Raw genomic sequence first — 17,301 nt, forward strand, 5'->3', positions numbered from 1 at the left:
GCACTCACTTTGCATACTTATAGTTCTGATAACCAATCAAAGGATAATCTAAGTTTTTAACCGATGAGCGTAATAAATGAACATTGGATACTTGATACAATGGCGTAACACCATTTAAATCATTATTCAACTTGGCTGCTTGTTGTTCCAACTTATAACGGGCGTCATTGGCCTCATGTTGCTCAGAAACCTTGTTGATAATCTTCTCATATTCCGAATTAGTCCAATTTGTAAAATTAATTGCCCCCTTCGAATAAGCTATATCCAAGAAATCAATGGGATCATTATAATCTGTTGACCATGTTAAAGTTCCAGCCTGAAAATCATGACTCTCAAAGGCGGAAATTTCAGCATTTAATGGCAATTGCTTTAGGTTAATTGTAACATCAGGCAACGTTGCTTCAATACTCTGTTTCAAGTAAACACCTAATGCCTTATAAGCATCGGTATCAGCTGTATTAAGCGTAATTGTAATTTTTTGTTGATTTAATTCTGATTGCGCTTGTTTCAAATACTTTTGAGCCAATGCCTTGTTATAAGGTAGTGACAAGTTCGCATTGAAATCTTTACCGTCTACTTTTACTTCACCACTTGGCACAATTGATTTGGCAGGTGTTGAACCATCAGCCAACGCTGATTTTGTTAACTCCTTGCGGTTTATTGCTAAACTCAAAGCTTGCTTGAGATTTGTATTGCTGACTGTCTTATCATCAGCATTCCAAACAATAAACGCCACACGTCCCTTTTGTGTTGATTTAATATCAGTAGCATGGCTCTTCTTCAAATCCGTTAAAATACCACCAGATATTTCTGCTTCGTCGACCTTCTTTGCTAGATATTGTTTAGAAGCTAGCGTTGCATCAGTGACTTGAGTAGCCTTAATGGTATCATAATGAACATTTTTAGCGTCAGCATAATACTTATTTTTGACAAATTCCCAAGTCGTCGATGATTGATTCCATTTTTTTATCGTATAAGCACCATTTGAGACACTCGTCTTAGCTGTTTGGCCATACTTGCTACCATACTCTTTTAGTTTATCTGAATTAATTGGATACAGTTGGTTAGCCAATATAAAATTAAAATAAGGGACTGGATGAGATAGTTCGATTTTCACCGTGTATTTGTCTGGTGCACTAATACCAAGCTTATTAACGTTTTCTTTATTATTATATACAGCATCATAACCAGCAATATCTTTAAAATGGTTAGCACGAGTAGATTTTGTAACTGGATTTACTTGACGTTTAACTGAATTAACAAAATCAGATGCCGTTACTTGTGAGCCATCAGACCACTTTTGGTTCTTCTTGAGCTTAATTGTATAAACCTTATTACCTTGGGTTGGTTGAACTATTTTTTGAGCGACCCCCGGAATAATTTTGCCATTAGCAGATGTTGTATAAAGCCCCTCAAGTGTTTGCACTTCTGCCCAATTCGCACCAACTTGATCAGCTAGATTTGGATCCAATGTTGAGATGTTGTTTTGAACAGCAACTCTTAACGTATGACCTTTCGCTGATTTTGACGGACGTGTTGCAGCATAAATGCCAGCAACTGCGATAACAGCTACTGCACCAATGACTATTTTTTTATTCATATTCTCTCGCTCCCAAATACATTAATAGTGTCATTTTAACATGCCTATGACTTAATAAAAGCAATAATCACTATCAAATGCTGTTAAATCTCTCCCATAGTAGTAAACACTACTTATTTAACATATGATAACGCTTCATCTAAAGCGTTAATTAAATCATCTACATTTTCAATACCAATTGAAATACGTATCAAATCCGGTGTAATACCTGCTGCTTGCAGCTGCTCATCATTTAACTGGGCGTGTGTTGTTGATTTTGGATGAATAATCAAAGACTTAGCATCCCCAACATTAGCCAATAACGAGAAGATATCTAAGTTATTTATCAATGTTTCTGCACCAGCTTCGCCAGCTTTTAAGCCAAATGTGAAAATCGATCCAACACCGTTCTTAAAGTATTTGTCAGCGAGTGGCTTGTATGGAGAATCATCTAATTCTGGATAACTGACCCAAGCCACTTTGTCATTATTATTCAAGTAAGAAACAATTTTACGTGTGTTTTCTACATGGCGCTCAACACGCAAGGATAGTGTCTCTAATCCTTGCAACAGATAAAACGCTGATTGTGGTGATAATGTTGCCCCTGTATCACGTAAATGTTCTGCACGGATTTTAGTTACAAATGCGCCACCTTTTAGATCAGACCAAACAATACCGTTGTACGATGGTGTTGGCGTGGTGAAATCAGGATAGCGTCCTGAGGCCTCGTAATCGAAATCTCCTTTTTCAATCACTACCCCACCCAATGTTGTACCATGTCCACCAATAAACTTAGTGGCTGAATGAACAACTACATCAATGCCGTATTCCAGCGGACGAGTCAAAAATGGTGTCGCAAAAGTAGAATCCACAATAGAAATAATACCATGTTTTTTCGCAATTGCTGCAACGGCTTCAAAATCAATAATATTTATTTTTGGATTTCCTAAGCTTTCGAAGAAAATAACTTTTGTATTATCTTGAATGGCCTTTTCAAAATTTTCAGGATCATCTGGGTCAACAAATGTTGTATCAATAGATAATTTCTTCAATGTTTCTGAAAACAACTCGACCGTGCCACCATATAGCGTTGATGCGGCAACAATATGATCGCCAGCTCCAGCAACATTCAATATTGCAGCGGTAATTGCCGCTGCACCAGAAGCTAACGATATAGCCGCTGTACCACCTTCGAGCGCTGCAACTCTTGCTTCAAAAGCTGAATTTGTTGGATTGGTTAACCGCCCATAAATATTGCCAGCATCTGTTAAAGCAAATCGCCCAGCAGCTTGTTTAGCATCCTTAAAGACAAAAGAAGTTGTCTGATAAATTGGTACAGCACGCGCACCTGTCGCTGAATCTGGCTCTTCTTGGCCAGCATGAAGTTGTAGTGTTTCAAATGCGTATTTTTTTTCTGGATTAGTCATAGAATATTTTCCTCATGTAAGTTATTTTTATGCAATATTTAATAAAATTATTACTGATACCACATTCGTGTTTGCACTAAACCACAACCAAGAAGTGTACTTAATGCTCGTGTTGTCTCAAAAAATCGATTAGGCGTTGTTGCTTGCATTTTTCTACTCCTTACAAATATCACATCATATATGATGTATTCATCTATCCCCAAACTTCATCGAGGATTTCTTTAACAAGTGCTAACTTAGCCCATTGTTGTTCTTCTGTTAAAATATTACCTTCTTCAGTAGAAGCAAATCCGCATTGTGTTGACAACCATAAACGATCCAATGGCAAATATTTTTCCGCTTCATGGATTCGCTTAATAATGTCTTCCTTCTTTTCTAACTCACCCGTTTTAGTTGTAATCAAGCCGAGAACAACTTTTTTATCCCCTGATACTTTAGCCAAAGGTTCAAAGCCACCTGCTCGTTCTGAATCATATTCTAGGAAGTAACTTGATACATTTTCTTGACCAAATAATTCATCAGCAACCGCATCATAACCACCAGAAGCTGCCCAATCTGAATGATAGTTTCCGCGACAAATATGTGTGTTAATGGTTAAATCTTCTGGTAAGTTAGCAATTGCACCATTGTTCAAGTCCAAATACAGCGCCTTTAGTTGTTTAACATCAAAGCCGGATCCAGCCATTTTTTCCCAGAAATCAGCATCTACTAACATGCCCCATGTACAGTCATCTAATTGAACTGTTTTAGCACCTGCTTCATACAATGCAATAATCTCTTCATGGTAAACACGCTTAATATCTGCAAAAAATTCTTCATCAGAATCATAGAAGTTCGATACAACATCAGCATTTGTACCACGAACTAGTTCTGCATAAAATTGAGATGGCGCCGGAATTGTAATTTTGGCTTCTACGCCCGCTTCATCAGCAAGTGCTTTGAGAAACTTAAAATGCTTAATAAATGGGTGTACATTGGCGTCAAAGCTCAATTTACCATTTAAACGTGCTGAATCATCACGTGTTTCCTCATGAGCGAAGAAGTAGCCTTCGCCGTAGCTTAATCTTTCAACGCCACCAAATCCCCAGAAATTATCCAGATGCCAATATGAACGACGGAATTCGCCATCTGTTACTACTGCTATTCCAGCAGCCACTTGTTGATCAACCAAATGTGCAATCGTTGAATTTTCAACACCTTCAAGTTCTTCTTGTGTCAATTTACCAGCTTCAAAATCTTGCCGTGCTTGTTTTAATTCAGCTGGTCGTAGAAATGAACCAACATGCTGAAATCCTAGTGCCTTTAGTGTCTGTGTTGTCATAATTTTTCCCCTTGTACTTTTTGAATTTTAGTAGTGGTTACAAAACAACAAAAAAGTCCCGCAGTCTAATTCATTTAGACTGCGGGACGACTCGTCGTGTTACCACCCGGTGTTTATGTGTAGACAAAAAGCCTACACACCTCAATATCAATCATCTTTATCATGCTTCGAGAACATCTGTACATGATATTGAGAATTGATGTCGCTATATCGGGCTCTCCCGGCCATTGCTTGCGTCGTTTCAACAAATGAATCAGCGTGCGTTCGCAATAACAGTAACTCCAAGACCATTTTCATGTGTTCACGTTGTCTACTTTCACCAAATGTAAACTCTCTTTTTAACGCTACAACACTACTTATCTTTTCTTTGTTAAAATAATCATACTATATTATAATAATTTGTCAATACTTTTTTCATTAAACGTTAAACAATTTTACGTTCAAACGCATCACTGGAAATACCTTGGGCTAAGATGATTTTTGCCCATTCCTTAGCTGAATGTAAGCTATGATCTTTATAGTTACCACAACTTTCGATTTCTGCTGCGGGTACTTCGGTTACTTCATCACTAACAATTTTTTCCAATACTTTTTTGAAAACTTTAGCTAATGTTTCCGAATCGTAATTTACCCATGAGATAACATGAAATCCAGTACGGCATCCAAATGGTGACATATCAATAATGCCATCAATTTCATCACGAACAAGGCCTGCAAATAAATGTTCTAGTGTATGCAATCCACCCGTTTCAATCGATGTTTCATTAGGTTGTGTTAACCGCAAATCATAATTAGTAATGCTGCCGCCATTAGGACCAGCTTGTGTTTCAATCACACGCACATACGGTGCCTTAACCTTTGTATGATCCAAAGTAAAACTTTCAACAACTGTTTCTGACATTATTTTTCTCCTTCAAGATAAGATAATGGCTTAATGACTTTCGTCTTTGTGCCATACTACTTCTTAGTGACATGCTGTTGGAACGTTTTTGCGCGGTACAACGTTGCCAACATTTTATCTGTCTTATGATCTTTATTGTTAGCCGCGGTTACTATTATATTAACATTTTACAGGTGTGATTGTTAACACATGTGTTCATTCTCAAGCAAGTTGCTCATCAGCAATATGTTTGATCAACGCTAATTTTTTCCATTGATCAGGAATCGTTAAGATATTTCCCTCTTCCGTTGAAGAAAATCCACATTGTGTTGATAGAGCCAAGTTAGACTTAGGCACATAGTTTGCTGCCTCGTCAATTCTGGCAACGACTTCATCAACATCTTCCAAATCTGCTGACTTAGAAGTTAACAATCCTAATACAATTTCAACATTTTGACGATTATTGTATATTTCTTTCAAAGGCTCAAATCCACCCGAACGATCATTATCATATTCTAAGAAAAAGGCATCGTAGTTTAGTTGACCTAGATACTTTGCAATTGGCTCATAACCGCCTTCAAACAAATAAGTCGACTTAAAGTTACCACGACAAATGTGTGTTGCTAATTTCAAGTCCTCTGGTAAGCCAGCCAATGCCTTATTAATTACATAAACATCATCGGCTGCTGTTTTTTCAAACTTTGCACGCTCCTCGGGATTGTCAGCATGACCGTTTAACTGCGCTATCAAGTATGCCCAAGTTGTATCATCAATTTGTACATAACGCGCGCCTAGATCATAGAACTTCTGCAGTGTATCATGATAAGCTTGAGCTAAATCGTCTAAAAAGTCTGACCATGAATCATAATATTTTGACCATAAATCAGAACGGTGATCGCGATTAATAATCAAACTCGGTGATGGGATTGTTTGTTTTGGCTCCACCCCTTCAGGTGTCACTGACTTCAAATATTCAAAATCCTTAAAGAATGGGTGGTCTAAATTAGCATGAACTTTCCCATTTAAACGAACATTAGTTGATCGCGTTTTTTGGCCGTGAAACTTGTACGAGTCATTTTGATCATAAAACTCAAATCCACCTAGTTGACCTAAAAAGTCTAAATGCCACCATGAACGATTGAATTCCCCATCAGTGACAGCTGATAGACCAACCTTGACTTGTTCATCAACTAGATTTTTAATTTCATCATGTTGAACTTTTAGTAAATCATCATGCGAAATTTCGCCTTGTGCGTATTGTTCACGCGCTTTTTTCAGGTTTTCTGGACGTAAGTAAGATCCCACTTGATCAAAATGATAATTTAATTTTTTTGTTTCTGTAGTTGTCATATTTTTCTCCTTAAACACCGGTATTTTAATACCTATACGTAATCTATCAAGCTAAATTAAGGCTAATGCACTATCTAAATCTGCAATCAAATCATCTGCATCCTCTAATCCAACCGAGAAGCGTAACAAACCAGGAGTAATACCGCATTTGGCCAACTCATCAACGTTTAACTCTGCGTGGCTCATTTTTGGCGGGTAACTAATAATTGTTTCCACTGCTCCTAAACTAACCGAAAATACTGGGATATGTAAGGACTCCACTACTTTCTTAGCATTTTCTTGACTGCCTACATCAAAGCTCAACACCGCCCCACCATTTTTAGCTTGTGAAGCATGAATTTCATAGCCTTTATGTGTTTTTAACCCTGGGTATAGGACATTTGATACTTTTTCATGAGCCTCTAAATGCTCAGCTATTTTATGCGCTGATTCACTTGAATGCGTCATACGAACACCAAGTGTCTTTATACCACGCAACAACAGCCACGTATCAAAAACGCTAAGTGTTGCCCCGACCGCATTTTGAATAAAATAAACTTGGTCTGCTAATTTTTTATCATTAACTACGACAGCACCAGCAAGAATATCAGAATGTCCTGCCAAAAACTTTGTTGCCGAATGAACCACAATATCAACACCTAGATCCAAAGGCTTCTGCAAGAATGGTGATAAAAATGTGTTATCAGCAATTGTAAACAACTGATGTTTCTTTGCGATACCAACTACCGCTCGAATATCAGTAATGTTCAAAACTGGGTTTGAGGGTGTTTCAATATACAATGCTTTGGTCTCTGGTTTGATAGCCTGCTCGATTGCTGCCAAATCGCTAAAGTCAACAAAGTCGTGTGTGATACCCCAGCGTGGCAAAACATCTTCTAAAACTCGAAATGTGCCGCCGTAAACATGTTTACTAACAACAATATGATCTCCAGCTGATAAGGTAAACAGCACACTACTAATTGCTGCCATTCCAGTACTAAAAAGGTACCCGTACTTTCCATGTTCAAGCTGCGCTACTGCTTTTTCACCCGCGTCACGAGTGGGATTTCCAGAGCGAGCGTAGTCATATTCTCCAAATTCATCAAAAGATTTTTGACTAAAGGTTGAACTTAGTTGAATCGGTGTATTAATTGCACCTGACAGTGGATCATTTGTTGTTGCTGCATCAATAATATTTGTCCAATCACTCATCGCTTTGCTCCTTCAACTGCTTGCCTTAAATCTGCCAATAGGTCCTCTTTACCTTCTAATCCGGCACTCACACGCACCAATTGATTGGTAATACCCAAGTGATCACGCTGCTCTTGACTCATATCGTGATGTGTTTGCACCGCAGGAATCGTAATTAGCGTTTCTGGACCACCCAAGCTTTCCGCAAAAGACCCGATTTGTAATCCTTTCAAAAAAGCATCTACATCATAATCGTTTGACAAATAAAAACTCAACATTCCACCAACACCAGCATATAAGACTTTATCTATACCGGGAATACACGGTAATTTTTTGGCTAAATATTGACCATTTTCATTGTGGCGTTGCATCCGAAGATGCAACGTTTTCAAGCTACGTAACAATAACCAAGAGCTAAACGAATCTAAAACCTGTCCGCGTGTCGTCAGTGATATTTCTAATTTTTCAGCTAAATCATCACTATTAACAATTACTGCTCCAGCCAAAATATCATTATGTCCACCAAGATACTTTGTGGCGGAATGAACGACAATATCCGCGCCAAGTGTCAATGGCTGTTGAAAAATAGGTGTTAAGAAAGTGTTATCAACAGCAATTAAAATATCAGGATTGATGCCTTTTACTTTTGCACTTAACTTCTGAATATCGATTACTTTCATCGTTGGATTAGATGGTGTTTCCAACCAAACAAGTCGCGTGGTTTCGTTAATTAAGGTCGAAATGTCATCCACCCCATTCCAAACATCATAGCTCACGCCACTCTGTTCAACAATGGCATCGAAATAGCGATATGTGCCGCCATATAGATCATCCGAGGTAACAAAATGGTCACCATTTTTAATCAATGACGCAAGCAAAAGATCAATCGCTGCCATACCCGAGCTGGTAGCAAATGCCTGCACGCCCTGTTCCAAATCCGCTAACTGCTCTTCCAATATTTGACGTGTGGGTGTTTGTAAACGTGCATAGTCAAAGCCAGATGATTCACCCAAATTGGGATGTCGATAGGCCGTTGAAAAATATAATGGACTAACTACTGCCCCTGTTTTAATGTCATCACTGCCGTTACCGCCCTGTGCTAATAATGTATCAATTTTAATGCTCATAAGTATTTACATTGCGAGGTCCCTAGACCCAGCTTGTTCCTCTCTTGATTTAATGTTGGTATTGTTGATCTTGATGAAGTCATCTTTTCCATCAACAGTTCCCCCCAATTTACAAAAAATTTTTCAGCATAAGTCTGCCATGTATTGGTTGGTTTATTATTATAAAAATAGTTCTTAGGCTTAATTGTGTTTGGGTCAATTGCTATATCACGAAGATATTCGTTCTCTAAAGTCTCAGTGTCGTATTCGAAATGTCCAGTAATGTAGGTTGAGTTTACATGTTCATCCCTCAAAATAAATGCGCCCAAAATATCGTCACCAGCAACTTTCAAGCGTCTAGCCACACCAAAATTTGGTACCGTAAAGTAACGAGATTGTGGCATACTAATGTTTTCCAAATCTTTTAATAATGAATGACGTTTAAAAATTTGGCTAGCTTGAAAGACGCCCGAAATTTTTTCTGACAAGGCTTTAACAGGAAAGTTTCTCTCTGCATAGCCAGCGCCATACGCTGCCCAACATGCAAATAGACTTTCAGTTACATGTGTTTTTCGCCATTCTAGTAAATGACGAAATTCATCCCAATAGTCGATTTGTTCAAATTTCATGCGATCCACTGGCGCACCTGTAACGATCATGCCATCGAATTTTTTGTGCCAAATATCGTTGAGTGTGACATAGTTAGTCATAATTGCATCCGTGTCGTGGCGAATTTCATGCTCACTTGGTACTGCAAATGTTACTCGCACATTGATAGGTAAATGACTCAACAATCTTGTGAACTGCTTTTCAGTCTGTAATCGATTAGGCATTAAGTTGACCAAGAGTATATTGATAGTCGGTTCTAATACTTCAAAACGACCGATTACAAAGCTTTCACGCTTCAACAAACCGTTATTTAATATAACACTCATACGTTCCCTCCAAATTCTTAAAAAATAAAAAACGTCCCGTAGTATCTAAAGATACTACGGGACGTTAATTGACGTGTTACCACCCGGTATTTATGTAAACATTGCCAGTTTACACCTCCAAACGTACGCCAAAAAATTTCGTCGAGAACATCTGTGAAAGCTTTGGTTTATACGTTGTCCAGTAACGGGGACGCCCGATTTCAACTTACCGCGTAACACATATGAGTGTTCGCTTGCTCGTATCCGTAAAAAACTCCAAGACCATTTTCCAACTAATTATCTTACCCGCTTTCACCAAACACGAGCTCTCTAACTAAGATTCAAAGATGTACTTATCTTTTCAACGTTTATATTGATTATTACTATAACTTTTAATTTGATATATGTCAATAGTTTTTAATATTTCTCATGGTATTTTTTTATATCTTCTTTCATCTCGGTTTTATATTCAGCATTAGAAACTACTTTATGGTACAATTCTACTAGAATTTAGTGAGGTAAATAAATTATGTACGAACCAACACATAACTCAAATGAAGCTGTTGAGGAACATATAAACAAGCCCGGTCGTCATGTCATGTTTCTTTCTGCAGATTGGTGTGGTGATTGTAAAGCCATAAAGCCTTTTATTCAAACTATCAAAGATGAAGTTACACAAACTGCTGAATGGTTTGATGCTGATAGAGACGAAAATATTGATGTCGCAACAAAACATAACATGCGTGGTATTCCATCTTTTGTTTTGTTTGAAAATGGACAAGAAATTTCACGTATCGGACACGGCGAACGCCTAACACCAAAAGAAATCGTAGATTGGTATCATTCAACACTTTAGTTTTAATGCCAAAAATAGCCCATAAATATCGCAAGAAATTACTAAACTTGTGATATTATGGGCTCTTTCTATGTTGCGTTAATATGTTAGTTACTACTTTTCGGTATTCTTAATAAATGTCTGAACAATATCTGCTGGAATAGCAAATCCCATGCCTTCAACACTCGTACCGTCCGTAGAAGAAGCTATTTTTGACGAGTTAATACCAACTACTTGACCTTTTAGGTTAATCAATGGTCCACCAGAATTACCAGGATTGATAGCGGCATCTGTCTGAATAGCAGTAGTTGCTGAAGAACCCGTTTCTTCAGCAGAAAGTGTGCGGCGTGGGGCTGAAACAATACCACTAGTCAAAGAAGTAGCATAATCAGAACCCAAAGGAGAGCCGATTGCTAAGACCTGTTGACCAGACTGCAGTTTTTTGGCATTACCAAAGGATGCTGATGTTTTGATATCTGTGGTTTTTGCCTTTAACAGAGCCAAATCTTTGCTTGAATCTGTGCCAACGATAGTTGCTTGGATTTTTTTACCGCTAGCGGTAATTAATTGTAATTCATCAGAATCAGCTACCACGTGATTATTGGTAATAATATACGCATAGCCACCAGAAATTTTATAAACAACACCTGAACCCTCTGATGCTGTTTCCAATTCAGAACTACTATCTTGCTGATTTTGCTGGAAATATGATGACCAACTACTGCTTGACGATGTTTTCTGTAAATTCTGAACGGTAACCACAGCGTTTTTCACTTTGTTATAAGCCGTTGTTGCCGTATCACTACTTGTGTAAGCTGTTTTGGCAATAGTTGTTGTACCAGCTGAGTTGCTTGTTTTTGTTGTATTTGTACGTTGCTGGAACCAAGAATCTGGTTGCAATCCAGAATAGACAACAAAACTTGCTACCAATGCCGAAACTATAGCAACGATAATTAAAGAATGCTTTTTCATAACTCGCCCTTTCATATGTGTACATTATTGCTTTTCTGACAAAATCCACACCCTATTATATCCATAATAATGACATAAAGTAAATTAAACATTAAAGGGGTAAAATGACTTTAAAAACAGTACCTTGCGGCTGATTATCTGCTACTGTTATTTTACCACCGTGAGCATGAACTACCCATTCAGCAATCGATAATCCAAGTCCGGTACCACCAGTTTGACGATTACCAGTTTTGTCTTCACGATAGAAACGATCGAAGACATGTTTTTTAGCCTCATCACTAATTCCTCGACCGCTATCAGCAATGGTGAGGACAAACTTTTTCTTTTCAATACCTGCTTTCACAGCAATTGTCGCACCAGCATCTGAGTACTTCAATGCGTTATCAAGTAACAAAACTAGTAACTGATGAATTCGTTTCTGATCTATAAATATCGCTTGATTTACATCAACCTCAAGTGTCACAGCTTTCTCTTCAAACTCTGCCATTTCTTGATATGGTGTAATAATGTTTTCTAAGAATTGCTTGACATCCGTTGATTCTTTTTCAATGGTGGTCATATTAGACCCTGTTTTTGCTAACGTTAACATATTATTTGTTAAAGAATTTAACCGTCGCACTTCAGAAAGCGATAAAATAATAGCATTTGACTGATCACGAACCGTTGATTCCGGTTTTGTCAGCATTGTCTCTAGCTTACCTTGAATAACGGCCATAGGTGTCCGTAATTCATGAGCCGCATTATTAACGAAGTCTTGTTGTTGTTGCCAGGATTTTAATATTGGTTTCATATTTCGCCGAGCAATTAAATATGATACTATCACTAACAAAATACCAAAAAGACCAAAGGACCAGAACAATACTTTCTTAAAATTATTCAAGTTATCCATGGTGTCTGTAACATTAACCGTTACCATACCATGGACTGCAATTTGATTATAGCCCTTAGCAGCATTTTTCTTGAACTGAAAACCAATGATTCGGTAATAATTACCATAAAATTTATAGGTATTGGGTTTAACCGTCATTGTTGCTTTATCAAATTTGATAGCTTGTTGTAGCGCTTTTTGCAAAGCTGCTTGACGTGTATCCTCCGTATTGCTATCAATTATCAACTTACCATTTTTGTCAAATAACCATGTTTCTGTTCGCGTGCTGGTATTATTATACAAAGGTTGTGGCTTCTTGACATCCTTGTCAGAAGTTGAAAGTAAACCATTACTATCATACATCGAAAGCGTCTGATTGATTGCAGAATCCGCACTGTTAAAGACCGTTCGAGTGTATGATACGAAAATGACACTAGCTAAAATTGAAAATATAACAAAAAAGCTGGCGAGTAACCAGATAAATCCACGTACTTGCTGCTTTTTATTGATTGCGTTCGGCATCCTCTACCTCTAGAATAAACCCTATATTACGTAGGGTCTTAATTAAATTATTTTGTCCAACGGCTTCTAATTTTCGACGTAAGTTATTCAAATAAATATTAACAACGTTGATTGTCGTATCTGAATCAATACCCCATACGCGATCAAAAATTTGATCACGAGTGACAATAATATTTTTGTTTTGTGCAAGATAAGTTAAGATATCAAATTCTTTACCGACTAATTTAACCGGTTGACCATGCACTTGCACACCGCGATTTTCTAGGTTAATCATCACATCCCCAACCGCTAGCGTATTATCCTCAGAATAGACCCCTGAACGGCGCAAAAGTGCCTTTACACGAACAAGTAATTCCTCTCGATGAAAGGGCTTCGTTAAATAATCATCAGCACCAACATTGAAACCTTCTATTTTATCATCCAGTGAAGTTTTTGCTGTTAAAATCAAAACTGGCGTTTCAACATCATTTGCGCGCAAATTTTTGATCAACTCTAAGCCAGTTTCGCCAGGTAGCATGAGGTCAGAAATAATCAGGTCATACGGTGCTTCTTGCGCCTCAAATTCACCATCAAGTCCATCTGTAACAGCATTGATATCTGCAAAGTCCTGCAAAAAACCAACAACATTATCTGCTAGATTGACATCGTCTTCGATTAATAGTATTTTAATTGCTTTTGACATTTTCATATTCCTGTTTACCTGTTTTATTACATTTATTATACAAATCGTAGGTTAAAAATAAGTTAAATATAGTGACAACTTTACTTCAACCCCACACTAATCCGCAAAGCATGTGCCACAAGTTGCATTTCATTTGAAGAAGCATTTATATGTGCAATTTTGTCACGTAAGCGGCGCTTATCTATTGTTCGCACTTGCTCTGCCAAAATGACTGAATCTCTTTTCATACCGCTCATATGTTCAGGTAATAATACATGTGTTGGCAACTTCGGTTTAGAAATTTGGGACGTTATCGCAGCGACAATAGTTGTAGGGGAATTGGCATTTCCTACATCATTTTGAATAATCAAAACGGGCCGCACCCCAGCCTGCTCAGAGCCTATTCCTTGCTTTAGATCGGCGTAAAATACGTCACCACGCATAACTGCTTGATGTTCTTCTGTCATAATATTCTCACTTCTATGTACGCGTCGTGAGACGCTTTTTAATAAATTCTAGGCAACCGAGCACCAAAATTTGTTAGTATTTCATGCGGAATCGTCTGAGCATATTCCGCAATCTCTTCTACCGATATTTGATTCTCACCTTCAAGGCCAACCAAAGTTACAGTTTTTCCAACAGGGTATTTCTGCTTTAATGTTATCACAATCTGGTCCATTGTGACACGTCCAATTACATGTTCAATATGTCCATCGACCAAGACCTTCATACCACTCATGCGACGCAGATAGCCATCTGCGTAACCTATAGGCAAAGTAGCTATCCATTGTGGTTTCTCTGCCGTATATGTTGCACCATAACTTACTGACTCGCCAGTTGTCAATTGATGTACTGACCCCAACTTTGATTTCAATTGTAGGGCTGGTTTCAAGGGTAAGGGCATCTTTTTTTCAGGGGCACCAGGATTATACCCATAAAGCACAGAACCGACCCGGATCGTATCCGTATAAATTTCATCATGATGCCAAATCGCAGACCCTGAATTTGCTAAATGCCAGTACTGTTTAGGAATACCAGCTGATTGTACCCACTGATAAAAACGCTGGACTTGTTCATCATAATAGTTTTGATTATTATCATCAGCTGTGGCAAAATGAGTAAACACACCAGCCAATTGAAACTTTTCAGTACCTTGAATCAGATGATACATGTCTTCAACAGCACTTGCTGAATGAGCACCCATTCGACCCATACCAGTATCAACAGCTAATTGAACATCTAGTTTCTGCCCATCTTTGATGTAATTTACTGCCTCATCAAGCCATTCAGTTGTTCCAACAGCTGGTGATAAACGATTTTCCACCATAACTTCTGTTTGGGTAACATCTTGAACACCAAGTAGAAAAATATTTATTTCTGCTTGGGGATAATATTTACGCAGGTCAACACCTTCACCAATCGTCGCTACCGCAAAATCATAGACACCCACCTCAAATAAAGCCCCCACAACTTGTTTTGCACCGTGTCCGTAAGCATTGGCTTTAACCACAGCAATCAATCTTTGTGCGCCCGCATGCCTCATAATTAATTTAGCGTTGGTCTGAATTGCCTTTAAATCAATATCTAGCCATGTCGGCCGTAAACATAATATATCATTGTCTGTCATGATAATACTCCTCGTTTAGGAAACAGCTTTATACTCATTTTTTCCAGCAGTGTCAAACGTTCAATAACAACAACCGTATTCACTTGATCACCGCTATGTGTGATTGCAACATAGGTATGATAGGGGAAGTTTTTCACTTTCATTACAGGTCGACCATTTGGCTCATTCAAAATTTCAATATCTTGCCACTGAACTTTCTCACCGATTCCATAGCCGGTGGCTTTTGAAAAAGCCTCTTTGGCAGAGAAACGTCCGGCAATATATTCGTTTTGGTGCTTACCTTTTCGCTCGGCCGCTGCAGCACGTTCTGCCGGCGTCAAAATGAGTGTTATAAAACTCTTCTGACGCTCGACTATTTCTGCAACTCGACTGATCGCTTCTGTGTCATTTCCAATTCCTATAATCATGGTTCTATTGTAACAAAAGGTCAAGTGTTGACAAAGTTTTTTTGCCTACACTTAACCCTTTTGACCCCTATTATTTAAAGTTTTTAAGATTTTTGTCTGTTGGTATCAAATTTTGCCATTTTTTGGATAGATAATTATCATTGATATGATATGTTGGTTCTTGATAACCTCGTGCAAAAAAGGGCTTTATTTTCGTATCAGCAGCTACCCAGCCTCGCCATCCCATATGGATGGTGTCCTGCATAAAGTACTTATGTCCACCATCATGAGAAAAGTCAGCAATTTGGTTAAAGCCTTGTGACTTTAACTGTTTTTTTACTTTATCCACACTCTGATAATATCTTTTTGTACTCAGCCCAGTATACTTTGACCACCTTTTATTAACAGGCTGAATAATGAACAAAACGTCAGTATGCTCTTTTGCAAACTCTTGTAATACAGCCTGAAAGTCGGAATACTCATCAGACTGTCGGTAATCAAAATGACTTTGAGAGTTTTCCAGCTTCTTCAAACTTGGTTTGACTCGCATTCTGAAAAACGAGTTTTTTATGCCAAATTTATTATTACCAGTTTGCTTCTTCGCAACTCTCATCGCTTCCCGCTCTAACAACGATACATTATCAGTTTTTGGTAACGACTTTAGTGCTGGCTCAACTTGCTTATCCCAATTATTAGATACTGAAAAATTTGAGAATAGTTGGTCTTCGCGCAATAACATTCTATTTCGTAACATTAACAAGCTCTGATCAGTTTCTGACAAAGGCTCATTATTTTTAATCTTTGTAATGAGACGAGCATAAAAGCTATTGTCACTAATTTGTTTTTGTTCCAATAATCGTTTCGCAATAAATCGATCAGTTGCACTAATTGTCTTAATGTTTCGTAACCAATTAACGGTCTGCAACGGTGAGTAAAACTGTGGAAATGCCCACTTACTATCACGTTTGGTAAACCACTGTTGCGAAATAATAAATACTGCCTGCTTTTTATGCAAAGCCGGTGTCATTTCTTGCATCCCCAAGTAATGCGAAAGAGATTCTGTTCCAGCCTGACCAAGCAAAAATGGCTGATAATTACGCTTATACTTTGCTGCCAACACCGATGGATGCATTGTATCCAGACGGAGGAGTTCGCTTGACCCAAAGAAAGGCACATAATTTGTCTTTGAATTACTAAAGGCCGCCATTTTGACGCTTTCGCCTTTAAAAACATTTTTAGAAAATGACACAGACGCTTTTTGAATATCTTTATTTGATAAATAATTTAATGAAAATGGTGCCAAAAATAGTGCAGTAACCATGACGAATGCCAAGATTACTGGACCAAATATCCACCATAGCCCCCGTTTTTTCAGCATTTTTTTATCCAATCAATGATTCAACTTTAGCAACTACCTTGTTTGGTGTGTTCCATTCATCGCGATTAAATTCAGAGACAGGTGCTTGAATATTGAACTTACTTTCTAAATCAAGTAATAATTCTACCGTTGCCATTGAATCTAGCAACCCATTCTCAAAAAAATCATCGTCCATTTGGTCAGAAATGTCTTCACCAATAATTGTGTTTAAGATTTCTACTATTTGTTCTTTCAAGTCCATTATTTTCCCTCGATTTCTAATACTATCATTTATATAATAGCTATTATTTTCTATTTGTTTTCTT

At 37.9% G+C, this 17,301-nt stretch carries 18 protein-coding genes and 1 other annotated feature; of the genes, 1 reads left to right on the forward strand and 17 read right to left on the reverse strand.

From position 1 onward, the window contains the following. Positions 1-4 precede the first annotated feature (4 nt). The 9 genes from HFP47_RS07485 to HFP47_RS07525 all read right to left on the reverse strand — a co-directional run bounded on the left by HFP47_RS07485 (position 5) and on the right by HFP47_RS07525 (position 9,768). Positions 5-1,600 carry a peptide ABC transporter substrate-binding protein gene (locus tag HFP47_RS07485; RefSeq protein WP_179876288.1) on the reverse strand — a complete coding sequence of 532 codons (1,596 nt, stop codon included), beginning with the start codon at positions 1,598-1,600 and terminating at the stop codon, positions 5-7. Between the two features lie 113 nt (positions 1,601-1,713). Next, a complete protein-coding gene (locus tag HFP47_RS07490) occupies positions 1,714-3,006 on the reverse strand; it encodes an O-acetylhomoserine aminocarboxypropyltransferase/cysteine synthase family protein (RefSeq protein ID WP_014325114.1) in 1,293 nt (430 codons plus the stop codon). 193 nt (positions 3,007-3,199) lie between these two features. Continuing rightward, positions 3,200-4,327 carry a 5-methyltetrahydropteroyltriglutamate--homocysteine S-methyltransferase gene (locus tag HFP47_RS07495; RefSeq protein ID WP_042252339.1) on the reverse strand — a complete coding sequence of 376 codons (1,128 nt, stop codon included), beginning with the start codon at positions 4,325-4,327 and terminating at the stop codon, positions 3,200-3,202. Between the two features lie 147 nt (positions 4,328-4,474). After that, complete coding sequence (locus tag HFP47_RS07500) at positions 4,475-4,624, reverse strand: hypothetical protein (RefSeq protein WP_002815827.1); 150 nt, start codon at positions 4,622-4,624, stop codon at positions 4,475-4,477. Positions 4,625-4,751: 127 nt separating this feature from the next. Further along, entirely contained in the window at positions 4,752-5,228 is a 477-nt protein-coding gene (locus tag HFP47_RS07505) for an S-ribosylhomocysteine lyase (protein ID WP_002815828.1), read from the reverse strand. A gap of 201 nt (positions 5,229-5,429) precedes the next feature. Further along, a complete protein-coding gene (locus HFP47_RS07510; protein WP_025268485.1) occupies positions 5,430-6,557 on the reverse strand; it encodes a vitamin B12 independent methionine synthase in 1,128 nt (375 codons plus the stop codon). A 51-nt stretch (positions 6,558-6,608) separates the two neighbouring features. Continuing rightward, positions 6,609-7,748 (reverse strand): PLP-dependent aspartate aminotransferase family protein, encoded by a 1,140-nt coding sequence (locus tag HFP47_RS07515; protein WP_014325117.1) that lies wholly within the window; start codon positions 7,746-7,748, stop codon positions 6,609-6,611. Continuing rightward, on the reverse strand, positions 7,745-8,854 hold the full coding sequence (locus tag HFP47_RS07520; RefSeq protein WP_179876289.1) for a PLP-dependent aspartate aminotransferase family protein: 1,110 nt from the start codon (positions 8,852-8,854) through the stop codon (positions 7,745-7,747). Before HFP47_RS07520 ends, HFP47_RS07515 begins: the two co-directional genes overlap by 4 nt. After that, positions 8,851-9,768 (reverse strand): homoserine O-succinyltransferase, encoded by a 918-nt coding sequence (locus HFP47_RS07525; protein WP_048592423.1) that lies wholly within the window; start codon positions 9,766-9,768, stop codon positions 8,851-8,853. Before HFP47_RS07525 ends, HFP47_RS07520 begins: the two co-directional genes overlap by 4 nt. A 54-nt stretch (positions 9,769-9,822) precedes the next feature. After that, positions 9,823-10,121 (reverse strand) — a binding site (T-box leader). A 155-nt stretch (positions 10,122-10,276) separates the two neighbouring features. Here HFP47_RS07525 and HFP47_RS07530 point away from each other — a divergent pair. Continuing rightward, entirely contained in the window at positions 10,277-10,603 is a 327-nt protein-coding gene (locus HFP47_RS07530) for a thioredoxin family protein (protein ID WP_002815833.1), read from the forward strand. A gap of 93 nt (positions 10,604-10,696) precedes the next feature. Here HFP47_RS07530 and HFP47_RS07535 read toward each other — a convergent pair whose 3' ends face one another. From HFP47_RS07535 to dltC, 8 genes are all read right to left on the reverse strand, one after another. Further along, positions 10,697-11,554 (reverse strand): S1C family serine protease, encoded by an 858-nt coding sequence (locus HFP47_RS07535; RefSeq protein WP_010280582.1) that lies wholly within the window; start codon positions 11,552-11,554, stop codon positions 10,697-10,699. Between the two features lie 91 nt (positions 11,555-11,645). Beyond that, positions 11,646-12,944, reverse strand: a complete 1,299-nt coding sequence (locus tag HFP47_RS07540; RefSeq protein WP_010280580.1) for a cell wall metabolism sensor histidine kinase WalK — start codon at positions 12,942-12,944, stop codon at positions 11,646-11,648. Continuing rightward, complete coding sequence (locus tag HFP47_RS07545) at positions 12,925-13,626, reverse strand: response regulator transcription factor (protein ID WP_011680398.1); 702 nt, start codon at positions 13,624-13,626, stop codon at positions 12,925-12,927. The genes HFP47_RS07540 and HFP47_RS07545 overlap by 20 nt, the downstream gene beginning before the upstream one ends. 80 nt (positions 13,627-13,706) lie before the next feature. Beyond that, positions 13,707-14,072, reverse strand: a complete 366-nt coding sequence (locus HFP47_RS07550) for a type II toxin-antitoxin system PemK/MazF family toxin (protein ID WP_002815839.1) — start codon at positions 14,070-14,072, stop codon at positions 13,707-13,709. Positions 14,073-14,110: 38 nt separating this feature from the next. After that, positions 14,111-15,232, reverse strand: a complete 1,122-nt coding sequence (gene alr / locus HFP47_RS07555; RefSeq protein ID WP_011680399.1) for an alanine racemase — start codon at positions 15,230-15,232, stop codon at positions 14,111-14,113. Then, on the reverse strand, positions 15,229-15,639 hold the full coding sequence (acpS, locus tag HFP47_RS07560; protein ID WP_002815841.1) for a holo-ACP synthase: 411 nt from the start codon (positions 15,637-15,639) through the stop codon (positions 15,229-15,231). The genes alr and acpS overlap by 4 nt, the downstream gene beginning before the upstream one ends. Positions 15,640-15,709: 70 nt before the next feature. Then, positions 15,710-16,996, reverse strand: coding sequence for a D-alanyl-lipoteichoic acid biosynthesis protein DltD (gene dltD, locus HFP47_RS07565; RefSeq protein WP_115231322.1), 1,287 nt, complete (start codon positions 16,994-16,996; stop codon positions 15,710-15,712). Between the two features lie 4 nt (positions 16,997-17,000). Then, positions 17,001-17,237, reverse strand: a complete 237-nt coding sequence (dltC, locus tag HFP47_RS07570; RefSeq protein WP_010292689.1) for a D-alanine--poly(phosphoribitol) ligase subunit DltC — start codon at positions 17,235-17,237, stop codon at positions 17,001-17,003. Positions 17,238-17,301: the final 64 nt, after the last annotated feature.

Source organism: Leuconostoc sp. DB-1 (assembly GCF_013414845.1).
GTDB classification, from domain to species: domain Bacteria; phylum Bacillota; class Bacilli; order Lactobacillales; family Lactobacillaceae; genus Leuconostoc; species Leuconostoc mesenteroides.

Excerpts from the sequence above, each read along its gene's own strand:
- HFP47_RS07525 (WP_048592423.1), bottom strand. The coding sequence starts at position 9,768 with ATGAGTGTTATATTAAATAACGGTTTGTTGAAGCGTGAAAGCTTTGTA.
- HFP47_RS07520 (WP_179876289.1), bottom strand. The coding sequence starts at position 8,854 with ATGAGCATTAAAATTGATACATTATTAGCACAGGGCGGTAACGGCAGT.
- HFP47_RS07485 (WP_179876288.1), bottom strand. The coding sequence starts at position 1,600 with ATGAATAAAAAAATAGTCATTGGTGCAGTAGCTGTTATCGCAGTTGCT.
- HFP47_RS07495 (WP_042252339.1), bottom strand. The coding sequence starts at position 4,327 with ATGACAACACAGACACTAAAGGCACTAGGATTTCAGCATGTTGGTTCA.
- HFP47_RS07535 (WP_010280582.1), bottom strand. The coding sequence starts at position 11,554 with ATGAAAAAGCATTCTTTAATTATCGTTGCTATAGTTTCGGCATTGGTA.
- HFP47_RS07510 (WP_025268485.1), bottom strand. The coding sequence starts at position 6,557 with ATGACAACTACAGAAACAAAAAAATTAAATTATCATTTTGATCAAGTG.
- HFP47_RS07550 (WP_002815839.1), bottom strand. The coding sequence starts at position 14,072 with ATGACAGAAGAACATCAAGCAGTTATGCGTGGTGACGTATTTTACGCC.
- alr (WP_011680399.1), bottom strand. The coding sequence starts at position 15,232 with ATGACAGACAATGATATATTATGTTTACGGCCGACATGGCTAGATATT.
- dltD (WP_115231322.1), bottom strand. The coding sequence starts at position 16,996 with ATGCTGAAAAAACGGGGGCTATGGTGGATATTTGGTCCAGTAATCTTG.
- HFP47_RS07515 (WP_014325117.1), bottom strand. The coding sequence starts at position 7,748 with ATGAGTGATTGGACAAATATTATTGATGCAGCAACAACAAATGATCCA.
- HFP47_RS07540 (WP_010280580.1), bottom strand. The coding sequence starts at position 12,944 with ATGCCGAACGCAATCAATAAAAAGCAGCAAGTACGTGGATTTATCTGG.
- HFP47_RS07500 (WP_002815827.1), bottom strand. The coding sequence starts at position 4,624 with ATGAAAATGGTCTTGGAGTTACTGTTATTGCGAACGCACGCTGATTCA.
- dltC (WP_010292689.1), bottom strand. The coding sequence starts at position 17,237 with ATGGACTTGAAAGAACAAATAGTAGAAATCTTAAACACAATTATTGGT.
- HFP47_RS07530 (WP_002815833.1), top strand. The coding sequence starts at position 10,277 with ATGTACGAACCAACACATAACTCAAATGAAGCTGTTGAGGAACATATA.
- HFP47_RS07505 (WP_002815828.1), bottom strand. The coding sequence starts at position 5,228 with ATGTCAGAAACAGTTGTTGAAAGTTTTACTTTGGATCATACAAAGGTT.
- acpS (WP_002815841.1), bottom strand. The coding sequence starts at position 15,639 with ATGATTATAGGAATTGGAAATGACACAGAAGCGATCAGTCGAGTTGCA.
- HFP47_RS07490 (WP_014325114.1), bottom strand. The coding sequence starts at position 3,006 with ATGACTAATCCAGAAAAAAAATACGCATTTGAAACACTACAACTTCAT.
- HFP47_RS07545 (WP_011680398.1), bottom strand. The coding sequence starts at position 13,626 with ATGTCAAAAGCAATTAAAATACTATTAATCGAAGACGATGTCAATCTA.